17 protein-coding genes are annotated in these 26,128 nt (G+C 46.0%); 4 read left to right on the top strand and 13 right to left on the bottom strand.

Annotated elements, in window-relative coordinates; genetic code table 11:
* Window positions 1–16 precede the first annotated feature (16 nt).
* From EAE90_RS10920 to EAE90_RS10900, 5 genes are all read right to left on the bottom strand, one after another.
* Window positions 17–3,589, bottom strand: coding sequence for a conjugal transfer protein TraG N-terminal domain-containing protein (locus EAE90_RS10920; RefSeq protein WP_214053520.1), 3,573 nt, complete (start codon window positions 3,587–3,589; stop codon window positions 17–19).
* Window positions 3,590–3,601: 12 nt separating this feature from the next.
* The gene (locus EAE90_RS10915; RefSeq protein ID WP_214053519.1) at window positions 3,602–5,044 is read right to left on the bottom strand and encodes a conjugal transfer protein TraH; all 1,443 of its coding nucleotides are present in this window, start codon (window positions 5,042–5,044) and stop codon (window positions 3,602–3,604) included.
* A 1-nt stretch (window position 5,045) separates the two neighbouring features.
* Window positions 5,046–6,059 carry a conjugal transfer protein TraF gene (gene traF, locus EAE90_RS10910; RefSeq protein WP_343221349.1) on the bottom strand — a complete coding sequence of 338 codons (1,014 nt, stop codon included), beginning with the start codon at window positions 6,057–6,059 and terminating at the stop codon, window positions 5,046–5,048.
* 357 nt (window positions 6,060–6,416) lie between these two features.
* The gene (locus EAE90_RS10905; RefSeq protein ID WP_214053517.1) at window positions 6,417–7,151 is read right to left on the bottom strand and encodes a hypothetical protein; all 735 of its coding nucleotides are present in this window, start codon (window positions 7,149–7,151) and stop codon (window positions 6,417–6,419) included.
* A 364-nt stretch (window positions 7,152–7,515) separates the two neighbouring features.
* A complete protein-coding gene (locus EAE90_RS10900; protein ID WP_343221348.1) occupies window positions 7,516–7,722 on the bottom strand; it encodes a permease in 207 nt (68 codons plus the stop codon).
* 799 nt (window positions 7,723–8,521) lie between these two features.
* Here EAE90_RS10900 and EAE90_RS10895 point away from each other — a divergent pair.
* From EAE90_RS10895 to EAE90_RS10885, 3 genes are all read left to right on the top strand, one after another.
* Window positions 8,522–8,725 carry a hypothetical protein gene (locus tag EAE90_RS10895; RefSeq protein ID WP_214053515.1) on the top strand — a complete coding sequence of 68 codons (204 nt, stop codon included), beginning with the start codon at window positions 8,522–8,524 and terminating at the stop codon, window positions 8,723–8,725.
* Between the two features lie 590 nt (window positions 8,726–9,315).
* Window positions 9,316–9,957 (top strand): hypothetical protein, encoded by a 642-nt coding sequence (locus EAE90_RS10890; protein WP_214053514.1) that lies wholly within the window; start codon window positions 9,316–9,318, stop codon window positions 9,955–9,957.
* A gap of 130 nt (window positions 9,958–10,087) precedes the next feature.
* A complete protein-coding gene (locus tag EAE90_RS10885; RefSeq protein WP_214053513.1) occupies window positions 10,088–10,945 on the top strand; it encodes a hypothetical protein in 858 nt (285 codons plus the stop codon).
* Between the two features lie 25 nt (window positions 10,946–10,970).
* On the opposite strand, the gene traN is transcribed toward EAE90_RS10885, so the two are convergent.
* Window positions 10,971–13,766, bottom strand: coding sequence for a conjugal transfer mating pair stabilization protein TraN (gene traN, locus EAE90_RS10880; protein WP_214053512.1), 2,796 nt, complete (start codon window positions 13,764–13,766; stop codon window positions 10,971–10,973).
* Window positions 13,767–14,059: 293 nt separating this feature from the next.
* A complete protein-coding gene (locus EAE90_RS10875) occupies window positions 14,060–14,911 on the bottom strand; it encodes a TraU family protein (RefSeq protein ID WP_425516851.1) in 852 nt (283 codons plus the stop codon).
* Between EAE90_RS10875 and EAE90_RS24680 the strand changes: the two genes are divergently transcribed.
* Window positions 14,802–15,149 (top strand): hypothetical protein, encoded by a 348-nt coding sequence (locus EAE90_RS24680; protein ID WP_425516852.1) that lies wholly within the window; start codon window positions 14,802–14,804, stop codon window positions 15,147–15,149. The genes EAE90_RS10875 and EAE90_RS24680 overlap by 110 nt on opposite strands.
* Before the next feature lie 2 nt (window positions 15,150–15,151).
* On the opposite strand, the gene EAE90_RS10870 is transcribed toward EAE90_RS24680, so the two are convergent.
* From EAE90_RS10870 to EAE90_RS10845, 6 genes are all read right to left on the bottom strand, one after another.
* Window positions 15,152–16,384, bottom strand: coding sequence for a TrbC family F-type conjugative pilus assembly protein (locus tag EAE90_RS10870; protein WP_214053510.1), 1,233 nt, complete (start codon window positions 16,382–16,384; stop codon window positions 15,152–15,154).
* Window positions 16,347–16,862 carry a S26 family signal peptidase gene (locus tag EAE90_RS10865; RefSeq protein WP_214053509.1) on the bottom strand — a complete coding sequence of 172 codons (516 nt, stop codon included), beginning with the start codon at window positions 16,860–16,862 and terminating at the stop codon, window positions 16,347–16,349. Before EAE90_RS10865 ends, EAE90_RS10870 begins: the two co-directional genes overlap by 38 nt.
* Window positions 16,859–17,176, bottom strand: a complete 318-nt coding sequence (locus EAE90_RS10860) for a hypothetical protein (RefSeq protein WP_214053508.1) — start codon at window positions 17,174–17,176, stop codon at window positions 16,859–16,861. The genes EAE90_RS10865 and EAE90_RS10860 overlap by 4 nt, the downstream gene beginning before the upstream one ends.
* A gap of 14 nt (window positions 17,177–17,190) precedes the next feature.
* Entirely contained in the window at window positions 17,191–19,635 is a 2,445-nt protein-coding gene (gene traC, locus EAE90_RS10855) for a type IV secretion system protein TraC (RefSeq protein WP_214053507.1), read from the bottom strand.
* Entirely contained in the window at window positions 19,632–20,330 is a 699-nt protein-coding gene (locus tag EAE90_RS10850; RefSeq protein ID WP_214053506.1) for a DsbC family protein, read from the bottom strand. Before EAE90_RS10850 ends, traC begins: the two co-directional genes overlap by 4 nt.
* 143 nt (window positions 20,331–20,473) lie before the next feature.
* Window positions 20,474–25,978 carry an Ig-like domain-containing protein gene (locus EAE90_RS10845; protein ID WP_422615992.1) on the bottom strand — a complete coding sequence of 1,835 codons (5,505 nt, stop codon included), beginning with the start codon at window positions 25,976–25,978 and terminating at the stop codon, window positions 20,474–20,476.
* Window positions 25,979–26,128: the final 150 nt, after the last annotated feature.

Raw genomic sequence — 26,128 nt, 5'->3', positions numbered from 1 at the left:
TTCTTTAGTTTTTATCTTATCGAAAACGCTGGTTTGCGATATTGTAACCTCTGATATTTGTCAAGTAACTACCAGATCTGTCTCCTGCATCGGTTGAGTTTTGCAAAATGTTGACTAATTCGTCTGTGAATTTGGTATTTTTCTGAGAGAGTACAGGTTGGCCATTGGCATCGGTCATCGTGCTTCCATCTGGGCTCCGTTCCGCGTACTCCATTTTAAGGTTGTGTACAGCGTTGTTCATACGAGCCTGGTTGGTGTCGTAGGATTCAGCGTATACAGCCGCCTGAGTTGGTGTTAAGCCGTATCGGCTTTGAGCTATGTTTTGCATTGTTTCCTTGAACTCAGATCCGTACTGGTTCATAAATTGCTGGGCTACTTCACCACCCGCTTCAGCGGCTGATGTAAAGGCAGCTGCATAGAATGCGCCTTTCTCCTCGATACTCATCCCCTTTGCTGCCTCAGAAAGATTCGACTTACCAGTGAGCCATTCTTTAGCTGCATCATAACCGCTAGCTGCTGCCCCCATGATGTTGCGGCCAAGTTTCGCTACTCCCACCATTGCATCACCAGCCCAGCCGAACTCTTTCTTGATGTACTCATCTTCTCGTTTAGTTGCCGCAATAAACTGATCTCGTTGCTCAGGAGTCATCGTTCTCATTTGATCCATTGCTCTAGAGAATACATCTGCTCCGGCAGCGCCGCCAGCGACTACGGCACCACCAGCCTGCTCAGCTCGTCTAGCAAACCAGTCAGTAGAGTTATCCCAAGCTCCCCAGGTTGACGCACTCCACGACATACCTGGCGAGTGAAGTGTATTGTTTTGTGCTTTTTCACGTTCAGGTGCAGACACTGCCCTTTCTACTTGATTTGCTTTATTCTGTAGCACGGCAATGCCCGCAGTATGATCACCTTGTACTGCCGGACTTACTGACGGCAACTGATCGACTTCGGATACAGGATTGGTTCCGACGGTTCTTGTTGTATCATTGCGGAAATCAGGCCTTAAATTCGGGCCAGAGCCAACGGCACTTTTAACAGCTCCAGATAGCCCGGATACATTCGGTTCAGTGATTCCTCTACTACCATAAGCGTCTCCATTGAACGAGGAGTTGCGGCCAGTAGCCATGTTAATCGCCTGGAGAGTGGACTGGAATCCAGCAAGTTCCTTGCCGGGTTCATAATTTTTTGGATTGGTCATAGCGGTCATTCGCGCAGCCGCTTGGGCTACTTGAGGAGCCATGCCATAAGCGCGGTATCTTTGTTCAAGTTCAGTGGCTTCTTGTTTAACTGGATGGTCGGCGATCTTGAAATATTCATTCAGATGATTCATTGCTGCTGGTGTTTGAGCTACTGCTCCCCCCAGAGTCTTAAAGTCGGTATTGGTCATCGATCCCATTTGGTTCTTTAGCTGGCTCATTGTTGTGAATGTATTAGACGCAGATACCAGATCAGATGCAGATTTTGACAGATTCTGAGAAAGCGTGTCGCCCCAAATTTGTTTGAAAGTTTCACCACCGGAGCGACTGAACCCTTGTGCCAACTGATTTGTCAGAGCTTGGCTATCAGTCTGGGAGACGCTGACTTCCTTTAGGTATTGGGACACATCACTTGCAGACCAGTTTGAGGAATCTTGGGACAATGATGCGGTTGTACCTTCGGCCTGGGCGTTGACGTCAATGATATCGCCACCACCTGACTTATTTCCCCCTGTTGCCGCTTTCGTTGTCGTCTTGGCCTTACTAACCATAGGTATTAGCATTGATGCTGCCTCATCAAAGTCTAGTTTACCCATCATTCGCATTGCGAAAGCACCTTTCACTGCATCTGAGTGCGAATCATCCACTTGGAACTTGTCCATGAAATTCTTCGCCTGCATGTTAATCAGTTGGCTTTGGGAGGTGTTCTGAGAAGACGCTTTTCGGCTAATATCTGACAACCTTGCATATGCTTGTTCCTGGTTTACTCCATCGGAGAATCCACGCCCCAAAGTACCTTGAAAAACCTCTGACTTTTGGCTCTGTAGAGCCTGGGCTGAACTTACTCCAGATGCCAATGTTGACCCCAGAGAGAAAGTGCTAATCATGCTCTCGGCACCAGTGGCAATGGAACCGCTGAACTGGTTGTGGGAATAAGCCGGCTGACTTTGCATTACTGGTCCTTGTTTGAGTAGATCTGGCGACTGCATCTTTTCATCAACGTGATCAGCGCCATTAATGCGTGAGGCAAGGCTAGTAAAGGCATAAGTACTTCCGGTGACGATGAAAAGAGAGATTACTGGTGTAGCTGCTGCCAGCATCCCGCCGGTTGCAATCCAAGATTGCAAAATGTCTCCAGCGGATGAAAGAGCATACATCGAGTTAAAACCAGTAGAACTTAAACTGGACATCTCGTTGGATGCAGCAGTATGAACGAACAGATTAATGATAGACAAAACTGGCATCCATAGCTGAATCCAGAGGATGGTCTGGACATATTTCCCGGCCAGTTGTAAGCCAAAACTGCCCATCACGATGATGAAAGCCATGATCGGTGTAATGGCATAAATGAAGCTTTCGAAGAAGGTCAGCATAGGACGGACTACGGTCATGAACATAGACTGTTCTGTCGCCCATTGGATATTTCTTTGTTGGATAGCTTGATTAATCATCAGTGCTGAACCATAGTCCTGTAAATCTTGGTATCGGCCAACAGCGGCCTCGTAGTAGAGTGGTTCTAGCACTGCAACTTTCAGATAGTCGGTGGCTGATGTCGTTGTAGCCCCCATTGCTTGCAATGAATCACCAATTTTGGTGATAGCGTTGGCGCCAGTAGTGGTATCTATCTTCAGGATATTATTCAGGGCATTAATGACTACGGGGCTGTTAAGATTTGCTATCGCATTGCTGATGGCAACCCACCCATCGGTACAAGTGTAGTCATTTCCATCCGGGCTGATTGGTTCAAGATAGAGTCGCGTTCCATAGAGCGGTGAGTTGAATCTCAAGGCTGAGTCAATAGGGGTATTCATGAGTTCATCCAAGGACATCAAATTGAGATCTACTTTGGTCAACGTACATTCGCGGATGTAGTTACTCAATGAACGGCGTACGTCTACATGTCTACCGCCATTTACGAGGTTAAATGCGGCAAATACTCCTGTGTCATACGATCTCCTGCGAACATCATTCAGTAGTTTCAAAGTCTCGGAGAAGTGTCTATTCGTAATGTTTGGTGCAATAATACCGTATCCTGTCTCGAACAGGTCGGTGATAGTGTAACCTATATTTGAGATTATGCCGCCAGCAAATCCGACCCCAATAGGAACATTAGCTACTACACGAACTTGTCCTGTGTAAGCATCTTCAATGGTTACTGTGGTTGTTGGGCCAAAGAAGCAAGCATAAAGAATCCAACCGACTAAGACTTGCTGGAAGTTGATTTGTTTGGCTCCTTGGAATACTGACTGAATACAGATCATAAGAATCCCAAGAAGCAGGCCAATACTGACCATTTTCTCGAAATCTCCAGTTCCGGTAATCATGGATACTGCAATTAGAATTTGTTCCAAGAAAGCAGAGTCACCGATTGAGTGAATTGAAAAAGTGCCCATTTCAATGTCCTCTTAGTTTGTGCTAGGAGGATTGGACAACGTTGCTTGCATGTATTTTTGCTTGCGGATGTTGTTCAGTAGGCTGTTGTACTTCTCGATCTGGCTTGCTAGATCTCCATACTGAGATGCTAGGACAGCATATTCAGACTGGATTTTAGTTTGGGATTGCTCCAGTATCTTAAGCGTTTCTTTCTTGTAAGGTGATTGGCTGTTTGCTAGAGATATACTGGCTGCACGGAAGAGTTCTTCTGTGAAGTTGTACATTATCATTAGAGCAATGGCGCCTGAGGAGTCTGTTGTAAAAATATAAGCGGCATCTTTAGACAGAACCGACAGATTTCGAATAATCGTACCGATTCCACTCGGAAGATTGGATACAAATGCCCTTTCAGAATCAGTCAGAGTGCCTGAGTTAGTCGCGTATTTATAGATGATTCCTGGCGTTGAGGCGGTCCCCAGAAGTATGTCTGTGATCTGGCCTTGAATACCTTTAATTACAACTGTCTTATTGCCTGTCCCTCCCTCACCAGCAGTAAGACAGTTGGTTGTGTCGCTACCGCAAGAGTAGATCTTAATTGAACCTCCAGAGATGAGGTTCGACAAGGTGATCTTATTGCCGGGCAGTGTAATTAAGGAATTGGTTTTTTCTCCAGAACCAGAAGAGTTAGGATCGTCAATAAGGTCGCCAATAATGACAGTTCCGGTTAACGACATGATGGCTTCCAGCAGTGTGTTGTCTCCGTACTGGAACCAGGTATTAGCACTATTGCTTTTAAGTTGCTTCCAGACGATATTGCCGATCATTTTCTGGTATTCGTCCGGTTTGTTCGTTTTCAGCTCTTCAAGAGGATTCTTGCCGCTTGGTTCTTGCTTGGATGAGAAGAAGTCTTCAAAAAGACCTATAGTAGTGGATTTGATGGAGGCATCAGTCTTGTGCTTAAGATCAAAACCAGACGTCAAGTCGTTCACGAGGCCCTGAGCCAACTGGCACGAATTGCCGAGGTGTTGGTTAAGTGCCTGTACTTTTTTCTGGAAGTTTTCAATCCATTTCGCACCGTCAGGGAATACATTATCGAGAGCAAGTTGGAAAGCATAACCTTTTGCGTTAGCTGCAACCGAGCGAAGCAGCTGTACGATCTGGTCAGCGTTGATGAAGGATAGTGAACCACCGAACAGATCGACACCCCCACAACCCGCTTTCCATGAAGGTGGTGCAAAGCTGACTAAGTTTTCATCGAATATCCTAGTCTTGGTAGTAAAACGCCCTCCGGCAAGAACCCCACGCCGTTGAGTTTCATACACGCCAGCAGGTGTAATGTTACTCATCTCGTTAAATAACTTGTCCATCTCGGACTGGAGACCATTTCCTGCTTGAGCCGTTGCAGAAGTTATAACGATGCTCATCGCCACATTCAGGACAAGTAAGCTCCTAGTTAATATCTTGCGGTTGACCATTTTAGTGCTCCTGTAATTTTGCCTGGATGTAGTTCATGAGTTGTTCAGGTGGTACAAAGTTATCTTTGTCGCCGTTAGTCTTAGAAAGTTCTTGGAGAGTAGTTTCAAGTTCGGGAGATGCCAGTTGTTCAGCGATATTGTTTTCAAGGTTCAGAACAGGCCTGGTTCGATTGAATTCCTTATCAGAAACCCAATTGTTACGCTTAGCGGCGACCAAGATGCGGTGATTTAGTTCTGGCAGTGACATAGGGCCTTGCCCAATCGGAGTAAACTGTCCCTCAGGTGAAGCAAGGAAAATAGCTGGATACGTCACAACGCCAAGTTGTTTAGCGTGGCCATTATCTGTCCTGAAATCAGGAAAAAGGTTATTCGGCAATGGCTTCCCATCGACTGATATTGGGACGACAGAGAACCCTTCTGTTTGCTCAAGCATCTTGATTAATGGTGCTTGAAGGTCGCTGTAATTGTCATCAGATTTGTAGAAGAAGAAGATCCCAACTCTTTGGGAGACGTTCTTCAAAAGCCGGTTCTTCGCATTTCCTGCATCACGGTCAACCTGTTGTGATGCAAATGTGGCGGCTGGGCGCCGGGTGATTTCATCCAGGAATGGATCTCCGACTACAGCCAGTTCTGTTGTATCGGAGAATTGTTCTGAACGGTCAATTGCGAAGCGTTGCAGATAAAGAAAGGTTCTGACATTTTCGATGGTGGGATTATCCCATGCCAGATCTTTGTACTTAGGTAGGTTCTCCCGGAACCATGCAGCGGAAAACATCCCTGGTTTTTTCGGTACGGGAACTACTGGTTTTACTGATGTGGGCAAGGGGTGATCCATCGGCTTAGGTTTTGGTTTCTTAATCTCTTCTTCTAACTCTTTTGGATCTGGCTCATACCAGAACCAGCCTTCGGCTTTGCGCTCATAGAATCTTTGTCCTTTTTCCAGAGCAAAGGTTTGGGTCATCGCTCCCAGCGTGAGCGTTGCAAAAAGTAGTATATTTAGAGGCTTTTTTTTCATAGTCTCATGCGTATATTTTCCCATTCTCACTATGGTAGAAGGGGAAAGAGTGAAACTAGGCAGGTGTTAGCGCCCATTTAGGGCGTTTAGAAAGTTTTATTTGTGTCAACTTTCACATGTGAAAGCTAAGTTACTTGGAGGTTTAGAGTTAGCTGGTTTTTTTACGTGATTGAAGGTCAAAGTTTTCTGGAGGCTATTAGGCGTAATCCAGGAGGTTATAATCCTTTTATCTATGTCATTATGGAAAAATAAGGAGATAGAGTTAAAAATCCAAGTGCTATTAAAAAATTGGGTATACAAATTTAATATAAGGTGCAGCACAATTTAGGAACGGCTAGCACTATCTCCTTTTCCTAATCATCCATTTCTTTCAAAAACCGTTACAAGAACTCTCTTTTTACTGTCATCATCGATGATCATTAGATATTTGAATTTTGAATCACGATGACCCCAAACTTCAATGTTGTCTGTTCTGCCATATTTGCGCACTTTATGACGGACTGTCCTTTCATCGAAAGGCTGGATTTGTAGTTCTGGGTGTTGTAATCGGCTAATCAATGAAGCCCAGGGCTTCTTAGGGTCGCCAGAGGTAATGCGAGCTTGGTATTGGTTTACGGCATGTGCCGTGACGAGAACCTTACCAATGGCTGGCGTGTCGATTTCATAATAGGCTTGGGCTTGGGTGTAAATCTGTTGTTCGGCATTAAGAAGTTCTACGTCGCACTCGTCAAGTGCGGGCATGAGTGCCATGTCTTGTGACACCTCTATCACTATCCCTTTCATACGGCCTTTTGTGAGAAAGGTAGAGAATTTAGTGGCGAATTTTTTACTGGACTTGCCCTGCATTAGCTTGCGAATGGCTCCCTTGGATACTTCTAGCTTGTATCCAGATCCAGAGATTGGCTCACGACTAAAAACTTGTTTATTGAACATCAAATATCGAATGGCAATCAACTCCGCTAGGAGATCTGCTTCATCATGTTCAAAGTCAATACGGACATCCAAGATACCTTTACGCTTTGTTCCTACGCGCCAATATACCAGTGCTGAGTTGTTCGATGTCTTTTTTGCAACTGTAGTCAACGTCATCATGGTTTTTATAATCTCCTTGTAGGGCGGTGATTGGCAGTACTGTCGTCCCTTTGTTCAATTTTTCATTTCCATGCTATCACAGGTTTAAAAATAGCCAATCGTAGGGATGTATTACTTGATATGTCAGTAAGGTGTTGTCCCTTGGCGAGATACTTTCACATTTTGAAATGTGTGCCTAACTTAGTAAAGAAAGGTCAGCTAATGCTGACCTTCTTGGTATTTTTCACAATTGTTACTTAGGCATCTGTGATGCTTTTTTCTTCTGACTTTTATGATGAAAATACAAATTATCGCCGTTTACAACGATGAAGAAAATTGACAATCCCAACATGCTAAGTATCCATGCTGAGCTGGTTTGACTTCCTCAGGAGTTGCTAATTTTGGTTAAGATTATACCGTAGATCCATAATATGATCCCGACAACCAGAACCACAGTAGCTTCACTAGTCGTGATGTTACCTTTGGAAACAGTCAATCCAACAATACCAACGCCGATAGCAGTTACTGAGACTTTACGTAAGTCTTCACCAATAGAACCGAGCGTCTTTTTATTAATAGAGAAAAGACTCATGAACCACGTCTTTAAGCGTAAAAACTTCTTCAAGATTACCTCCATTGCTATAAAGGAGGCGATCCAATCCCTTAGGGGGAATGGACTCCCCCTATGTGGGTTAAAGTTTTCGGGCAGACAAGGCCGTTAGCGGCTTTGTCATGCTAGTTTCATCGAACTAATGACATAATCAAACGGTAATCCCGTAAGTGTATTAAGTCAAAGTAAGAGACTGAATTCCTTTCCTGTCCCAAAAAGAGGGGAAAAGATATACAGCGTTATCCAGATGTTATATCAACCTATGAGATATCAATGATGGGCATACTCAATTCTCCAGCTTTATATGAAAGCTTGGTGGTAGTGAACATTCGGGAAACTAAGGTTTCCCCTGACTCATCAGGATATCGTTAGCGTTGAATTCCATTATCAGGGTTTTAAGGAAACCCTAACTTTGGGAAAAGGATCCAAAGAGCTTCCCTACCGGGAGACACTTCCCAGTAAGGGATTACAAAGAGGCGCCACCGATTGGAGGCGTAACTAAAAACACTATCAATAATTCAACTTGCTTAATGATAGTGGTTGTATCCATCAACACGCTATCGTTGATGGCTTGTTGGTGGATTTAGGTATGTCCAAGTTTATTCCTTGGTTCATAAGGTGTACTCCTAAAAAGCGGGATACACCTGGCTCAGACGGGAAAATGTACCCGTCAGGGTTTAATTACATGTTCAATTTAATATGCTGTTTGTTTTTGGAGACCAGCTATCTCACTTTTCGCTCTCCAAAGAGAACCAAATCTGTTTTCCATTGAAAGCTCAGCATGACTCAATCTCCAATGGAAAGCAGGGGAACGCGCCATGTATCATGCGATGGAGAAAAAAGCCAGTTTAGCGAACTCAAACTGGCTGTTTATCCGAATGAAACTCAAACACAGTATGTGTCTCTGCGTTTACCAGCACCTCATCCAGGAAAGAGCATTCCTGGCTCAGCAACTGCGACACATACAAGTTCTTTTTGCCCCTAAAGGAAATTAGGGGTAGTTCCAAATCCGTTGGCATCAACGGGCCTTCTAGTTGCTTTCAGACCAGTTTTCAACCTTGCCATCAGTAATGGTCGGTAGCCCCAAACACATCTTTTACAACGCGAAGGACAATTTCTCGATCCTCATTGATGAGTGAGGATTACAGCCTTCGTGCAGACTTCCAGAGGTCCATGCATGAACTTCATGACAGATGATTCATCCAGTTTTGTTATGACCAGAATGTCTCTACTAAGTTCCTTGAGTAAAGGATAAAAATAAATCCTCAGCCACTGGAATGAGAGTAGACAAGGTACACTCCTATAATTAGTAAATGTACTATGTCCTGAACCGAACAAATATGTCTAGTTCGGCTAGTAAATTAACGTTAATTTGCTGTTTGTTTTTGGAGACCAGCTACCTCACGTATGGCCGCAAAGCGACTAAGATGGTTCAAATATAGCTCACCTTTGCTGATCAGAAAACCCTGTAACTGTCCATTTTGGGCACTTTGGGATGTCAGGTTACAGATTGAACGCCTTTATACTTTATGTGCGTTTATCTGTTATCTGTACCTCAATCTAGGAGTATTTCTAATGACGGAAGCACAAGCAGCAGTGGACACTAGTAACGAACGTAGCCATTACTCTCGCCCCGTATTCAAACAAGTTCTGAAAGTGAACAGCCTCCAAGCTCAGCGCGTCATGGAACGCAGCTTCGAGCGGGTATCCAACTCGCTATTCTCTATTGAAGTGATCCTGCGAATTATTGGGGAGCAAAACGAAATTGACCAAGTGGAGAGCATCATTATGGAACATATTTCTAAGGTGTCTGAAGATTTGGACAAAGCCACCATACAGCTCCAGAAACTGATGGAAGATAACGGCATCGACATGATACCAGGCTACACCAACCCTAGCGAATACACCATTGAGATCAATTCTCCACAAGTTGCTCAATTCGTTCACCAGATCCGCAAACTGGACAATCTGATGGGTATTGTTGATACACTCTGGTTGAATACTGTCCTAACTAGCAAACAGCGCACCGATGCCACCTACCAATGGCAACAACGCCTCATCAAGCTCGCTGGCCGTATCATTGGCATCGAGAAACGTGCCCGCATTTCCGCCCATACCCGAGGAAAGGAAAGTGAGGTGGCCGAAGCCGTTCCCGAGACCAAAACTGATGATAAAGAAATCGCGGATGAAGCAGAGAAAACCGAAGCAGCAGCATAGTTCAACCTACGAATAAACCTTATGCCCCTCAATGAGGGGTTTTTTAACTTCTATGGTTGCATTTTTTGATGCCATGATAATATCGGGAAGTAAACCAGGCTTAACTGAGGCCCTACAAGGAGAGAACAATATGAAAAAAGTACTGATCACTACTGTCGCCCTGTCTGTATCCGCTCTGACTGGCTGCGTAACTAGCAACTATGAGCCAACCAAATACGAAATCAACCACAGTCGTGCCTACAACATCGCTAAGGCTGGCGCACTGGTCACAGGCATCCAGGACACTTCTGTACCTAAGGACGAATTAGAACGCTTGACCGACACCAAAACTTTTAGGGCTGCTTATGTACTCTCTGGCTACGTCTCTCCTCAGCTCAATATGACCAACTGGCAAGGTGGTCTGGTTAATCTGCTTAACTGGACAATAGGCCCTAAACAGCACGGTGGACGGAATAGTCTGATCAGCTGGATGCCTGCAAGTGAAGCTGTTTCCTCTGAAGATGCTCAGGCCAAAATGCTTTCACGTGTGAAAATTTCTGTCGAGCGTTCACTAACAAACTTGGATGCAAAGTTCGCCTTGCTTTACGAAGAGAATGGAAACCTCGTCTATCATTTCTATAAACAGGATTGGAATTGCCCAACTTGGGTGGATGGAAAATCTGAGATATCGGATATGTGCGCTATCAAGGTTCGTATCGTGAAGCCTCGTGCTGGGATCGCTCCTGAATTTGTTCACGGAGTCTCTAGTCAGATCTATGCGTTCACCTCCGGCCATGATACGCAGTACAACCGGATCAATGTCATCAATGGTCACAACAGCCATACTCCGCAGCAGATGATTTACGCAGAACTGAGCAGGAATCTCCCTGCGTGGGTCTATCTATACTTGGCGCCTAAGCAAGTTTCCTTGGAAACGGGTGACAAGGTGGCATTCCCCTACCTACTGGAACAAGGGAAACCAGAATTTTTTGTTTACTCTCAGTCGTAAAAAAAGGGGCCGAAAGGCCCTTTTTTTATCGCCCTCCGCCACTCGTGGGTGAGCCAGTTTGAGGATCTATGCCGTTCGTTCCCTCACGACGTTTCGCATCAACATCAATCCCTTTTAAACGCTCCAGTACCCTCTCTTGGGCATTCTTACGTGTACCATCAATGTTGAAATCGTTACCTGTTCCAGTTAGGGTATCCAAGTTGATTAAGTTGGGTTCTGGAAATTTACTGTTCTGTTGAAGAATCCCCAACCATTCATCTAGGTTAACCTTACTCCAGTTAATCTCAGCGATTTTGTCCATAGGGATGCCCCCACATTGAGGGTTCTTTGCATCACCGAAGTTCACGCCAAGTTGCGGACGAACTTGTTCTTGGATAATGCGAGACAATGGTGAGTTAAAGCAGCAATAGGCTTCGCGTTTCTCAATACAAGCACCTAACACTTTGGACTTGCAGTACGAACCAACATACGAGCAGTTCTTAAGTGCCCTTTTGGCGTTCATCGTAAACTCTTCCTCTTCGCACTTCCAAATTATCTGGATCATGACCATCGTCACAACGTAGATCGTATAGATTGTCATAGCGGTACTTAACCAAGTCATCGCTGTGTCCATCATGGCCTCCGCTGCTTTTTCTGATGCCGCTGTCGCCGCTTTTTCTGTGGCCGCGTCCTGCCCTGCGGACTTGAACACATCCATCATTACCTTCTTAACTTGCTCTTTAAGCTGTTCGATAAATTGGTCAACAAATTGTTCCACTGGCTGGAAGAATGACTTGACGGCCCCAGACATATTCTCAATGTAGCTAGTAAAAGGTTTTGTCAATTCTGTCCAACCTTGAAGTACCGGCTCACGCAGTACTTGGTAGGCGCCTTTAAGGGCATTGCCGTCGGTCAGTCCCATCACTGCGCCATCAAGCTTAGGCACTGCCATGATTAAGTTTAGGTAATCCGCCAACGAGATGTTAGATGGCTTCTCGCAGCAATCAGATACGCCTCCAACTGCGATCTTGCATTCACCGGCTTCTCCAGCAAAAGCTGAACAAATGACGTTTTCATCCCCCTTGGGGTTGGTGTTGCCATCCATTCCCGTACATTTCATATCTTGAGTCATGAACTGAGCGGCGTTGAGCAGCGCTGTGGCGCGCGCAAAATCTGTACTCTGCGTTTTTGTTACATCGAGACAATCGTCCCCCATGCAGCGGATAGGTCCCCCACACTGATACTCTGCCTCTTTTTCTAGGGTCGGCACAAGCACATCAGTACCACAGTCATAAGTATCTTCGTGGACATAACAGGTTCCAGATGTCCCTTGAGCGCCATCAACACACCTAGAGCTGATGAAACCACATTGAGGGTTGCTCTCATACTGCGTACAGTTATTCAGATTCCCCCCATTGTTTACCGGGCATTGAACCTCTCCTTGGGGATCAGTCCAACATTCCATCGGGCCTTTATAAAAATCATAGTCTGCTTTTACTTTGATTTTCTTGCAGAGTTTGGAAATGCTCGGTAAAGGCGATGGCTTGAGCTGAGACTCACAAATCTTGATACCATTGATAATGGTGCAACCTGTTGCGTCAGTTGGGTCATCAATACAGGCGATCTCGCCGTTAGCAAACCCGTCAATGACCCCTTTGGCCGAGCTCACACAGCTTTGCGGAGACCATTCATCCTTGGTTATTGCCTTCGCTGGATCATAATGAATCCGAATCCGGCCATAACCCTCACCGCCCCCAGTCACAGAGACACGTATCTTGAAAGATACGACATCCCCAGGTTTTACATTTTTAAAGTTGTTTGTAACATCGGTATTCGGATTCACTTCCCAACTTGTGCTTAACTCACATGCACCAGCTGTCTCTGGAGGAAAATTATTATTGGGTCCCTGCCATACTTTTTGCTCCTGTCCGGACTTACCGATCCAGACCTGCATGTAATCGTCCCATTTTGCATATTCCAACACAGCACTGGTAATAGCATCAGGATTAGAGACTTGTACGCGAGTAAACTCTTCATATATTGCACAATGCCCTGACCAATAGTTATCACCTATGCGGCCAATCCACAACTCTGCGCAACCTTCACCGCAAGATTTCAAGTTATAAGGACCATTATAGTGCTTAACTACAGACGCATCGTAGTCATGGACGACTTCACAGTCTGCGCTTTGGTCTACAACACGCTGGCAACGCTCGTATTCAGGGATATGGGTGTTGATAGTGTTTTTGTTTATTATTGTCTTGACTGAACAATCTCCAAACCCCTCGGCAATCAGATCCATATTCTCATAAGTTTTCTTACTGAGATTTAGTACTGGATCATTGGAAAAATCAGGTCGCGAGCGGTTAGCAGCATCAAGAAGTACTTTGTATGCTGCTCCGGAAATGGAAGGATTCGGGCGATTCGCATCCGTCCATAACGAATCTTTGGCGTTGTTTCCAGCTTTGTCCATACTATCACCGGAGTCGTAGATCCCTTGTAGACCATCTATGTCTGGTTTATTGGCATCAGGGAAGTAATCGCTATCCGAATTACTGTTGCTGGTTCCTGGGAACAGATCGTTAACATTGATCTGGTTTCCACCATTCATCTGAAACTGACCATCTTTCAGAGTTGGCAAGGAGATCGTACCATTCTGAGTAGTACCAGTATTCGATTTGAAAGAGTTGGATAGGCTATGCCCAAAACTTTGAGCCTCTTTCCCTACCAATGTAATATCCTGGTCCTGGCCGCCGTTAGCATAAGAATGTATCGGTAGCACCGACATCGTTACTGTCAGCAGCGAGGCCATGATTCTCATGAAATATGTATGACTTCGCATCTTGTCCTCCGCTTCAACCTTCCCATGCTATCTGAGAAGTTGGAGACTATTTGCATGTGGAGCGGCCCTTTTTGGGCACATTCAAAAACAACTACTGCAAGAGGAAGCTATCAGCTTTTCAAGGCGAAAATAGCGTCAAGATCGAAGAGATAGAACGAAAGTTGTCGCAGCTTGAGCAACAAATTACGTCTGCTAAATTGATATTTGTCCAAATAATAAACCTTACACAAAAAAAGCCATTAAAAATCAATGGCTATAATATGGAATTTTATATAACTAGTCTCAGGTTGCTATCAGTGATTGCAGCAGTCATTCCAGCGCCAGATTGTATAGATCGGGTCCTGACCGATGGCAGGGATTGTTCTTGCTAACCCCCAAGTTAGAATTGACTCACCAATAACGTGAGACGAATTAGTTTCTGGAACTGGGTGGAGCAAGGTGAACTTATACTGGGTCTTTGGCAAAGTTGGGCTAATTACTCCGCGGCACATAGCTTCAGAGCCCATTGTTTTCCATGCCAAACCACGACGATGTAAGGCAGCAAGAACCCTAGTGCTCAGCAGACTGCTATCACGAAGAACACCTTTTCCTCCGTTTTGGTTGCCACTGAATGGATAAAGCATTCCCCATGATCCCGCACACCAAAAAAGTTGCTTGAGGGGCTTACCGGCAGTCGAAGAAATCGCGTCAGCAGTACATGCTGCCGCTGCGATAGGATTGGCTACTGCCGCTGCTTCGGGGTTGGTAAAAAATGCTAGTTCGTCATTGTTCCATGTAGGGTCCAGCTCGGACATGTACATGACGTCCAGATCCATGTAACCGTCAGCATTGCAGGTCTGCTTGATGAAGAGATCGAGCATCACTAGGAGCGGGAAAGCGTAGTAGTGATAGTGCATGAAGGAACCATCCCCTCCATCCATATCGCCTTCGCCGTGATGTCCCTGGTTGGTGCGGTCAAACGGAAAACGAACACCATTTAATACCGATGAACAGCCAGGTACTCGCTGAAACTCAACAAGACGAGCAGGCTCCCACATGGAAGTAGTCACGCCTGGCCGTGGTACGCCAAGATTGTCCTCACACATACAGAGTGGATTGGATACCGCTTCGTTCGGGAATGAACCACCGGAGCCGCTGATAGGCACTCCAGCTACCTTTATCGGGAAGATACAGCTCCAACAAATGTCGGTAATTAACCTCCCACCAATCACTTCTGCATTCTGGCAACCAGGATCAGCTAATGCTGATCCGACCCACAGAGCCGCACTTGCGGTCAGTAAGCATAGAGATTTTACTATCATGGTAAGATCCTTACAGCATTCGAATGTTCGTTCAATTTACGCAACCACAAAACTACAGGCGCCAACATTTTTTATTGGTTAGAGTCACTCATCACTTTCCTCTGCGAGTTCTCGGATGACGAATTTCTTGTTTTTGGCCGTGATGATGCTCGGGGTGAACTCCAACTCAAACCTAGAGATAAGATCTGGCGTCAAAAGGTAAACTGGCGCATCAAAGAAGTCAGTCACTTCCTTGTATGAATTCCAGCCCCTGTCTTTATCGAACCGAGTTGCAATGTAGATGATTCGATGAACGCCTGGCTTTTGCTTTATCGTTGGCAGAACACTGTTGAGCACTTTCATCTGCTTTTTATCTAAAGGGTCAAAAACAACAACTGCCTGGGTAAATGGGCGAGTATCCAATGGATTAATAATAGCCCCTTGTTTCGCGATCAGCGTTCCGTCCTGCGCTGAGATGTCGCTGGTGATCATTATGCTTGGAGCAATCTCGCGGGTTCTGGATTTTTTGGCCGATGGGAGTTCGTTGAAATTTTGCTTGCTCCAGAATCGCTCAATAGCCTGTTTTTTCTTCTCTTCCCAATTGATGTTGGCAAGACGTTTTTTCGCTACTTCGATCAGATCGGGCTCACTAATTTCCTCGACAGGTCCCTTGACTCCGAAGTCTTTTTTCTCGCCGTTCTTCACCTTTTGGCTGAGCCATGCTGGATCGGACAGCCCCGAAACCTTAGCTATCTCCTTCGGTGGTTCTCCAAGCCGCGGTTCATCCTTTAGTATCACTATTGTTGGTACAGATGTGATGTCGTACGTTTTGAACAGTGTCGGATTGATGATAATGTTCGGCACCGGATTTTTTTTAGCAGCTAGCGCCTGGATAACTTTCACCCCCTGTCCTAGGTTCATTCCCTCTGGAATGCCTCGAAAGACAACAACGGCATCAGTATTACCCGATATTGCAGATAACACATCATCTAGTCCCTGATCTCCGAGGGAGAGCGACGCGAATACTAAGATTTTGTGGTCGGTGTAAATACTTTTTTCGGCTTGCGTACGTCTCATTTCCCTCAATGTTGGATTGGTTGACTGGAGCTGTTTAAAAAATTCTGCAACCTCAGCCTGAGCAGTATCTATGTGTGGGTTCTGTAGCCACGCAGGGCTCTCCTGCTTACCTGCCTTCTCCACAATCTGCCTGCCTTGCCCGATAAGGGCTTTATCTTCGATAGTGATCGGGGATTGTTCAGCAGATGCAATTCCAACCACTAGCACCAATGCGGCGACAATTTTAGAAAATAGGGTATGCGCGGCCAATGATTTGGTCATCTTTCACAATCCCCCAATAACGAGAGTCAAAGCTGAAAGGGCTTTTACCCATGAACCAGTAATTACCCTTATCCAGAGTGGTCTTCCCGTAGAAGTGGTTTTCAGGCAGATATAACTTCCTTGCGAGCGGCAAACCTTCTCCGACTTGCTCCCCATTTACTGTGATTTTCCACTTATCATTGATTACCACCGTATCGCCGGGCATCCCGGTCAGGATCTTGACCATGCGTGTACCATCCTTGTAGAACGGTTGCATATTTTTCGCAGAAAATGCATATACAGCGCTGCGTTCTAGACTCTGATTTTTCAAATCAATAAGGAAGAAGGTATAACCGGGCAAGCATTTTTCCTGTTGCGAGTCAATACCAATCCGGTAGCGGCTTGCAAATGCAACACTGGCTACCCACAGCACCAACAGAGTGACTCCTGCTTTGATTCCAAAGCGTCTCCAGGGCTCTTTTTTTACGAAGAACTTCATTTAAACGCCTCCTCAGGAAGGTACACATCACTCGGTGCACCAATAACAGCACTGGCGTCCAGTACCAAGTAGCCAGCTTCTTTGAGTTTTAAGATGGCGTTATTGGTTTTCACCATCAGCTTTTCGATCTCTTCCTGAGAGGCTCCCGCCGGGTAGGATAACGCAACTTTGGCAAAATCAACCACGACTACTGGCGGGGATTGATTGAGCCTGTTTTGAATACTGACCATCTGTTCCTTCATGACAAAGTAAGAGCTGCCGAAACCACCGACAATGCCCAGAACAGCAGCGATAAAGATTGCTTTGATGTTCATTGCAGTCTCCTTGGTTAAACGGCCTGTTGGCGGCTTCGCATCACGGCCTTAATAGCTTCTGGGATACTCATGCCTTGTTTTACAAACTGGTCGATGGCGTTCACATCAACCGGATCGGTTGAGTACAACAGCTTCTGGAAATCACTCACAATCAAGCGGCCAACGCCCATGCCACTCTTCGATTTAATGAAGATTTCTGAATATACGCCTTGGATGGTGTGAACGGTTTTTAGGGTATGGAATCCTCCTTGGGAGAGCGTCAGGCGGCCACTGCGTTTCACGGACTCTACGGTCTCCTCGGTCTGACCAAGCAAGTACATACTGGCTGAGTTTTCCGCGATGGCACGGCCAACGGCGTTCTCGTAGAGATCGTTGATTGATTGGGTAGCAATCACCACTGAACCGCCGTATTTACGGAACTTACGGTAAGCATGCTCCATGAACACCGAAACTTCTCCCTCTTTGAGTAAGTCCCAAGCTTCATCCACGATGACTACTTTCTTACGATTACGTTCACCTAAGAAGACTTCTTGCTGAATTTGGTAGATGAGTTGCAGTAGTACAACCTGACGGAGGTGTTTGCGCCCTTGCAATTCATCGAGTTCCAGAACTGTGAACTGGTTCTGGAAACTGATGTTGTTCTTCCATGCGAAATATTTTCCGTAATTGCCTTGCGATGTGAAGGCGTAGAGCTGCATACCAATGTCTTTGAGGCGTTGGTCTTCACTTTCTAGGCAGCACTTAGCAATATCATCGACCTTCATCTCCTTACCTTTCCTTTCCCACAAACGAGAAAGAACCTGTTTGAGAGCCGAAATCTGCCATTCATCTAGTAGACCTTTGGCTGATGCCATTGTACCGACTAAGCTAACGATGGCGTCTTCTTCATCTTCGTAGTTCTCAATCAACTCAAATGGGTTAAGGCACACATCTGTCCCTTCCTCGAAGTGAATGAAATCGCCTTTGAGCATCTCCGCCAGTTTTTGGTAGGATTTTCCGGCATCAATAACCCAAACTTGGGCACCTTCGGACAGATAGGAAAAAATCAGCTCGTTAGTCAGGAAAGATTTACCGGAACCGGATTCCGCGGCGATCACGAGGTTTTTGTTGGTATTACTGTCGTGAAGAGACAAACTCATGAGTTGCCCATTGCGAGAAATAAGAGCTGCATGATAGGTTCCTGTCCCCTTCCACTCCCCGAAGATGGGTAGCAGAACAGTAGCTTGTTCTGTGGTCATGGTTTTGTAGCGGAAGAGATCACGAACAGCATCACGATCAGTACAGAATGGTAGGCAGTTCAGGAGCATCGGAAGTACAATGAACTTGTCTTCCATAAGCTCAAAGCGAGATTCTCGCCAGATGTTCCGAGCGGCTATTGCAGCGGATTCCACTCGCGCTTTAGTCGGTGCAAAAATTACTACTGAATAAGTTATCTTGATAGGCTTAGCGCCTTCCTTCATGGATTCATAAAGCGTATCGAAGCTCTCTTTCTTGTCTGCCAGCACTGGCACGAATTTTAGCATTGGGCCATATGCTTGATTCACCGTGAATTGGCGCTTACGTTCGAGAGTATTTTTGGTGCTTTCGGCCTCCGGGAAGAACACATTAGTCACGACCATGTAGTTCTCTTTAATGCTTGAGTTCCCGCCACTAAGATCCCCGGCATAGGTCAGCGCATCTCCAAAGTAGAACACATCGGGCAGTTTCTTGGCCGACATCACTTTAACATGGTAATCACCAAGACGGATTCCATTCTTGCTGACCTCAAGATCGGTGCCGTAGTCAAATATTTGTTCGCAGATTGGCTTATCCGCCTCCCAATCAATCGAGTCATTGCGCCAGGAAGTTTCAGACCCCCAATTAATCATGGTATTCATGAGCCGGATATAGTTCACCGCAGTCATAGTACGCGGACGCAAACCAACTGTCTGGAGAGACGATTCAACCTTTGTCCTAAGTAGGATCAGTTGCTGGAGCTCATTGCCAGTGGGGCTGTTGCCTTTGATCGGTACCTTGCAGGTTACAAACAGTTTGAGATCCTGAATCAGTCCATTATCGTAGACACCTTTATTGGTCTTGGTATAAAGCCGATCCGTTGTGTGTTGTTGCAAAAAGTTAATCCGTTCCTTGATGACAGAAGTCAACAAGTTGTGGCGGAAACTATCCCGCAGTCCTATCATCCGGAACATCTCTTGATTAATGTCAGGGGATCGAAATAAAACAAACTGAAGGGTAGTTTTAGAAGGAAACTCTTGGTTCAAGAAGCCGTTCACACGTTCTTGGATCTTCTCATCTGCACCACATAGAGGTTCACACATAAAACCAAAGCCAATGCTATGATCATCCATAAGAAAAACGTGTTCGTCTTCACAGTAGGCCAACACTGGAATAATCCCTGCCGCTCTGAAGTGTTCTGGGATTAGTGTATCAGCCATCTTTTTTTTGATGGTTACTATCATTCAGTATCCTCCAGCCATGATTTCAAGTTATTAGGACGTCCTTTACTCACCCGGCCATCTGGAGCCACAACAAATGGGACTCCTTCAATCCCAATAAAGTGGCTGGTCAACAGAGTCTGGTCATACTGTCCGGGGTCACAAGAAGTTTTTGGCGGCAGGGAACCCAGAGTGTTATTCATTAAAGCGTCAAGCGCACGGCTCTTGTCCTTGGCACAATAAAGAGATTTGGCAAGACGGTTTGATTCAGCGCCAAGCGCTGGTATCACAATGAACTTGAAAGTGTAATTGTCTATCAGAGACTTCGCATCGTTTATCAGCTTATGACAAATGGCACAACGAGGATCGACAAATACGACAACTTCCTTGGAACCATGCCCCATTGAAACGGTGTTCAAAGTATCAACATCCATTCCCATGCTTTTAAAATGAATTCTCTCTGCCACATCTCGCATCTGAGACATGGTGTTTAGAGGTTTTTTGTTCCAGAGATCGTAAATTTGTCCTGTGATGACAAATCGTCCGTTCTCTGACAGGAACAGGATTTGTCCATCACTCTCAACTGCCTGAATCCCTTTGATCGGCAGCTTCACGATGTCTTCTATCTTAGCCGCCCTAGTGTCCGTAATCTCCAAGGCATGAGCAGATGATGTAATCCCCCCTAACACCACCAATGCTCCAAGTATTTTTGTCCGCATGTCTATCCCCTCAGTTGGATTACTGGATGCTGGGCAGTGTATCTGAGGGGGAGAAACAGACTCGTCTCTGTAATAGCCCAATTTGGACAATTCCAGAGGGAAACAGAAAAAGCCCGTTTAAAATCGGGCTCATGTTATGTCGATTAACTTCCATTTAGAGTGATAACCTCAGATTTACCACCAGAATCATCAATACCAATTAGGGTGATTTTGGGCATTATTGAACTCTTCCGTTTGCTAATGGTCAGGCGATCTGCGGTTGTTGATTGCTTCTCACCTCCCACTGTCCACTCATAGCTCTTTATCCGACCATCTTTATCTTCACACTCAGCATAAACAATCCAAGATCCAATGGTTTCACGAGAACGAATAGCACAGGTTGGGAGCTGGTTCTCCGCCACTTTCAGAATCAGGAGCCCCTCCACTTCATGCCCCATCTCTGACATTACCTTGAGTTGGATCTTATGCTCACCGGCAGTCAGTGTTGTGCGGCCATAGAAGCCTGTACTTTCCAACGGTTTCCCATCTACCATAAATTGCCGTGTGAGAATTTTGTCTCTTGGGTGTCCCCCAGAGATGTAGGGACGTAGTAGTACATCCAGCGGTTCACGGTTATTAGGGTTGGAACCGGAATATTGTAAATCGATTACATATTTCTCGGCTTCACCCAGTTTTACAGATTCCTCTAGCATCGACTCATTACCACGAGCATCACGGATTTTGAGCTTGATACTGTACTCACCCGCCTCTTTAAGGGTGAATGACCGCACTGGCGGTTGTTTCTGGTCTTCGACTACCGCATTTTTCGGTAGCTCCCATTCGTACACCGGTTCTTCCAGCTTCCCAGAGAATCCTATCGGCTTAACATTGATTGTGATTATCGCAGGAGCTACATCTGCGGTCTTCCTCACCTGCATCCCAAATTTAGGCCATACGTACTGCCAGATCTTGGAGTGAATCGTGTGTGACGCCTCTGCCCCTTTATTTCTGAATCCTTCAATCCAGGCCGTATAGGTTGTCTCTACCTTTTCCTTCGTTAAATCCTCCCCGCTCGGTGTGTATTGGGCAGTATCTCCTTCTACTTTCTTTCCATTCGGCAACGTAAAAAATCCTTTGATCTGCACATCCATCCCCTTGTAGGGCAGGCTGGTATTTGCCTTGAAAGTATACGTTTTTCCAGTCTCAATTACGCTCGGTCCCGATATATACGGACGTGGAGGTTTTATGGCCCGGAACTCCACCGCTGTCTTGGCGACTCGGTAGGCATAGTCATCGTCTGCCGGAGCTTCCTTTGCTCTGACTCGAGCCCATAGCTTTACTCGGGTATCGGTATCACGGCTCAGGCTGATGGATGGTCCCTGTTGATCATAGGTCTTGCCATCATCAGTGGACCATTCGATTACGACATCAGAGCTACTTATCTCCTGATCATTAACCGTCATTTTTGTAGTGAATTTTCCCTCACTCCCTACAAATAGCGTTTGTGGCCCTATGACTGCTAACTTCGGTTTATCGTAAGCAATCACATCTACTATTTCAGTGTAAGCTTCAGCTCCGGAGTTACGGTTGATCACCTTGGCTCGAACCTTATACTTTCCCTTCTCGAAGGTTTGTACCAATTGGTACTTATAGCGTTCTTCTGGAGTAAAGCTCTGCCAAGTCTTACCATCATCTTTACTGACATCCCACACCACATTACCCGTTGCGCGATAATCTTGGCGGTCGGCTAGTTCCAACGTGAAAACCGCTTTGAATGGCGTTTCACCAGAAAGGCGACGCGCCACTACCTTGGCGGCAATAGTTCCACCTTTCAGTACCGTCAGGAACGAAGGGCGGGTGGACTGTACAACGCGAGAGTATCCCTCTATTGGTGAGTTCAGAACGGCTTCTGCGACGATACGTATTGAAGGAGCATTCACCTTGGACAGGTCCACATTGAAGTTCGCCTCACCTGACGAGCTCTCCACATAGTCAGTTAATGTCTCTACTTGGTCATAGGCCATCTGTCGGATCAAACGAACTTTCCAAATCCCCATTGTGTTGGCATCATAGGCTCCAGTCGGCTTGTATTGATCACGGATCAGCACTTTTATAGGTAGGGGCTGAGTGTCGATAGCGGTATCCCCCTGAACTTCGACTATTGGCACGATGCTGTATGGAGGAGTTGAAATTGTCCGATATACCGCCTCAGTTTGCACGTCAGGCACCTTGTTATAGGCTGCCTTAATCCGGTAGATAGTTTCTTCCCAGAGGCCTCGTTGATCTGTATTGATACGGCGATACACTTTGATGTTGCCCCCTCGTCCTGATGAGAAAGTCTCTGACTCCAGAATGTCATCGTTCCGGGTAATCGCAATATCCAGATCAGCTCGTTCTGAGCTAATCGTCACATCCCCCAGATAATCCCCGAGCATTGGCACCATGTAGATGTTGTCTTTGAAGTTGTATTTCGAAGAAAGCTCGATGGTGGGCGCTAACGGGTCAATAGCCTCAATATTAAAGGTTTGGTCATTCAGGGTGATGCGGGTGCCATTTTTACTGTAAGCACTGATGCGCCAACCTAGAGTATGTATACTTTTTTCAGCTAGAGTGCCTGAAAGTCCGGGGATGGTGGAGTTTTGATCCTGCGTCAAACCATCCGGGATAGTCAGCCACTCGAATAGACAAGTACGACTTAAACTGCCAGCATATTTAGTGGACGCATCATGTTTGGCCTGATCTGCATTGAGTGTTGGTGAGCAAGCTGTGCCCAAATTCTGGGTAAACCGCACATCAAAGTTTTCGATGACTCGATTGACCTGTGCGATTTCATTCCCCGGTGTGTAACCGATAGTACCGTAAGCTGTTTTGACCACAAGATTACGACTACCACCTCCCACTTTGACCTTGCTGCCATCTCCACTGAAAAGATGAAGGCTGTACTCGACCGGCTGTTCTCCTAGGCTGACGGCTTGGCCGATTAATCCTGCTAGCTTAAGCCCGTCCGTTTCTTGGGTGCTTTGCTCCGACTCATCGGGAGTTCTGTCCCATTGCAGTAAACACACTGGGTCACGAATCGGGTCCGCCCGGCGAGCTTCTTCTTCCTTGGAGGTGAATCGGCAGGGAACCCCTGTCTCTGGTAAAGCGAAGATCTTCACTGGATCAATGACTTGCTGTACCTCCCAGCTTTCGGCAGTCAGTTTCGCAAATGCCTTCCAAGTGTGGATGTCGAGCACTAGGATCGGAGCGTTAGGCGCTGCTGTTGTGACTAGCAAGCTGGAGGTGCCAACTACATCTGGAATAGCTGGTTTAACCGGGATGCTGAGTTTGCCGCCCGATGAGCCGAAATTGTGCTGGTTCATAATGCTCATAGTTTGTCCCGGTTCAATTCGGACGCCGTTCACTATCAGTGGTACTTTGGCATCGGAACGCAAAGTGGCAAAGACATCATAGACCCCTTTAACTACTGAGTTATCATTCAACATCAGTGGCTTGGTCTCAATGATTCGGCTGCCGTCAGCATGAGTAAACTCATGCGTCACAGCAGGAATCATCAGCTTTCCGTCCATACCATCAGCCAGTGTAACTTGGCGCGGTTTGTACTCGAATCCAACCCCTTTCTGAACAATGTTTCCTTGTGCATCCTGACCCTTTACGGTAAGAGTATAGGATTCGCCGGTTTTCAAGGATGGGAACATCACAGGGTATTCTAAGCGGAAACGACCTTTTGACTCCTCACGCCACGACAGTTGAACCTTATCCGCCGCGGGTCCGCCTACAAGGGAAATAGAGGTCAGTTTAGGAGAAGGGTCAATAGCATCTGAGAGAGTGACGATAACATCATCCAGCGTTCGTATGCTGGAGCCATCAGAAATGCTGATGGTCATTATTGGCGCAGTGCGGTCAGATGTGATCTGAAACATCGGTTGTTTTGTCAAAGGTCCGTGCATCTCTTCTGCCGCAGCAACCAAGTTAAACTGTCCTTCTGGCAGGGTTTTTAGATCCCATTGATAAGTATAATTTTCCCAGTTGTTCGCAATGAGTCCGCCCGTAGGAGACAGTTTGTTACCCTTGCTGTCCTCTATCCAAGCTTCCTTCAAATGCAGGCGATCAAAGTATGAACCCCGACCAGCCTGTGTAACGAACAGTGTAAAAATCTTATTTTCTGCATCGTAGCTCTGAGTTAATTGTGGATAGTGTTGATCGTTCCAGTTCACTTCTGCCCACATTGGATTAGACATCAGGGATTTTTCTGGGTTGTACACTGTCACATTATCATGGATATAACCTGTGGTACCTTTTTCCATAGTGAAGCTATTGGAAATAATACAATTGTCCTGCCCAATGGGTATTTCGCAGCTTCCGCGATGTACGGCTGTTTGAACATACGGGCGAGGTTCAACTTTCACTCTGATTTCGTTTACTGACACTGGCAGAGTTGAATTCTTCACCCAATAGCGATACATAGATGACCACCCAATATCGCTATAGTTGTAATCCACACCCAGCAACTTTGGGCTCTGTGGCACTGAGGGGGCAAGTGTCAAATTGTAGCTAATTTCCCCTCCACCCCATTGACCGAAGTTGATCCAACGCCAATAGTTTCCGTCCATGTGGCCATAAGGCGATGTCGTCACAAGATACACGTATTGGCTATCTTCGCTAACCTTGCTCATCTCTCCAAGAGAGTTAAGCATCTTGATACCGCCTTCGCGGTATTCGTGCCAGTTGTTACGTTCCACCCGCCAAGCTAACTTAATTGGGTTAGTTTTGACAGTCATCCCACTTTTATACGGAACAAATCCAGATAAACTATGTCCAAGATCATTATTAGAATCAGGGTCAAAAACCCCGAATGGTCCTAGCGGTGCATTGGTAATGTTGTCGAACATCATGCTCTGCAATGGAGTTGTGAACACGTTGCCAGCTTCGTCAGTAATAACGAACTTGGTTTTAAACACTTCATCCAGGTTTGAATCAGGGAAAAATCCAAAGTCATAACGTACTCTGGCTTGTTTATTTGTTTCGTCGTAGCCAATATCTTTTTCTTGGAAAAGGGAACCATTTTGACGATAGAGCAGATATTTGACCTGTTTTATCGGAGAGGTGTCTTCAATGTCGGAAAGGATAAAAGCGTTTTCTTCAGCGCCTCCAGTACCTAACTTCCAGAGGTTTCCTGATGTTGTCTGGTCGTAATTAGCATCCGAGACTGTCCAAGAACCCAGGGTTGGCGCAGTGGTATCAACTATCCAGTCATATTGATCGGTCTGTACCGAAGAACTATCAGCGGCTAAAATCTCAGCCTTGAGTTTATAGGTTCCTTCATCAGGTGCAGAGAGTTGTAACTCAGCGCCGTAGTAAGACTTGTCTCCCACGGTGATGCGGTCTGTTGCTCCAAGAAGGTGACTGGTCGCTGTTGAAACTACGGTACCATCCGACTTGAGAACTGAGATTCGCACCTTACGGTCGATTCCCGCACTCAAGGTAAATTTGATATTGCCTGTCGGGTTGGCATAGGTAGTGTTCAGAGACAGAGACCTTTGCGTACCATCTGGAGCCTTAAACGAGTATTCCAGCAGTTCTGCATGAGCTACTCCAGAGGTCACAACCACCAAAGTGCTAAACAAAGCCAGAAATCTATGCCTTAGCTTAATCATCTCATTCTCCATTCATATCGAGTTGCAAGAACCCAATGTTGAAGGTTACTGGAGGGACTCAAAAAGCATAGGCTGCGTAGGTGCCCTTTTTGAGCAAAATAGAAAGTACCTTGAATGTTGTTTGGTCAGAACATTTCTGTGAGGCAAAAAATAAGGGCAGCA

It is taken from the genome of Photorhabdus caribbeanensis, assembly GCF_018448885.1.
In the GTDB taxonomy this organism is placed as follows: Bacteria; Pseudomonadota; Gammaproteobacteria; order Enterobacterales; family Enterobacteriaceae; genus Photorhabdus; species Photorhabdus caribbeanensis.
Note: the sequence above shows the minus strand (reverse complement) of the source record. Positions and strands in the feature narration are given on the sequence as shown.

Coding starts and splice junctions, on each gene's coding strand:
- EAE90_RS10920 (WP_214053520.1), bottom strand. CDS start 3,589: ATGGGCACTTTTTCAATTCACTCAATCGGTGACTCTGCTTTCTTGGAA.
- EAE90_RS10915 (WP_214053519.1), bottom strand. CDS start 5,044: ATGGTCAACCGCAAGATATTAACTAGGAGCTTACTTGTCCTGAATGTG.
- traF (WP_343221349.1), bottom strand. CDS start 6,059: ATGAAAAAAAAGCCTCTAAATATACTACTTTTTGCAACGCTCACGCTG.
- EAE90_RS10905 (WP_214053517.1), bottom strand. CDS start 7,151: ATGATGACGTTGACTACAGTTGCAAAAAAGACATCGAACAACTCAGCA.
- EAE90_RS10900 (WP_343221348.1), bottom strand. CDS start 7,722: ATGAGTCTTTTCTCTATTAATAAAAAGACGCTCGGTTCTATTGGTGAA.
- EAE90_RS10895 (WP_214053515.1), top strand. CDS start 8,522: ATGACTCAATCTCCAATGGAAAGCAGGGGAACGCGCCATGTATCATGC.
- EAE90_RS10890 (WP_214053514.1), top strand. CDS start 9,316: ATGACGGAAGCACAAGCAGCAGTGGACACTAGTAACGAACGTAGCCAT.
- EAE90_RS10885 (WP_214053513.1), top strand. CDS start 10,088: ATGAAAAAAGTACTGATCACTACTGTCGCCCTGTCTGTATCCGCTCTG.
- traN (WP_214053512.1), bottom strand. CDS start 13,766: ATGCGAAGTCATACATATTTCATGAGAATCATGGCCTCGCTGCTGACA.
- EAE90_RS24680 (WP_425516852.1), top strand. CDS start 14,802: ATGGAAGTAGTCACGCCTGGCCGTGGTACGCCAAGATTGTCCTCACAC.
- EAE90_RS10870 (WP_214053510.1), bottom strand. CDS start 16,384: ATGACCAAATCATTGGCCGCGCATACCCTATTTTCTAAAATTGTCGCC.
- EAE90_RS10865 (WP_214053509.1), bottom strand. CDS start 16,862: ATGAAGTTCTTCGTAAAAAAAGAGCCCTGGAGACGCTTTGGAATCAAA.
- EAE90_RS10860 (WP_214053508.1), bottom strand. CDS start 17,176: ATGAACATCAAAGCAATCTTTATCGCTGCTGTTCTGGGCATTGTCGGT.
- traC (WP_214053507.1), bottom strand. CDS start 19,635: ATGATAGTAACCATCAAAAAAAAGATGGCTGATACACTAATCCCAGAA.
- EAE90_RS10850 (WP_214053506.1), bottom strand. CDS start 20,330: ATGCGGACAAAAATACTTGGAGCATTGGTGGTGTTAGGGGGGATTACA.
- EAE90_RS10845 (WP_422615992.1), bottom strand. CDS start 25,978: ATGGAGAATGAGATGATTAAGCTAAGGCATAGATTTCTGGCTTTGTTT.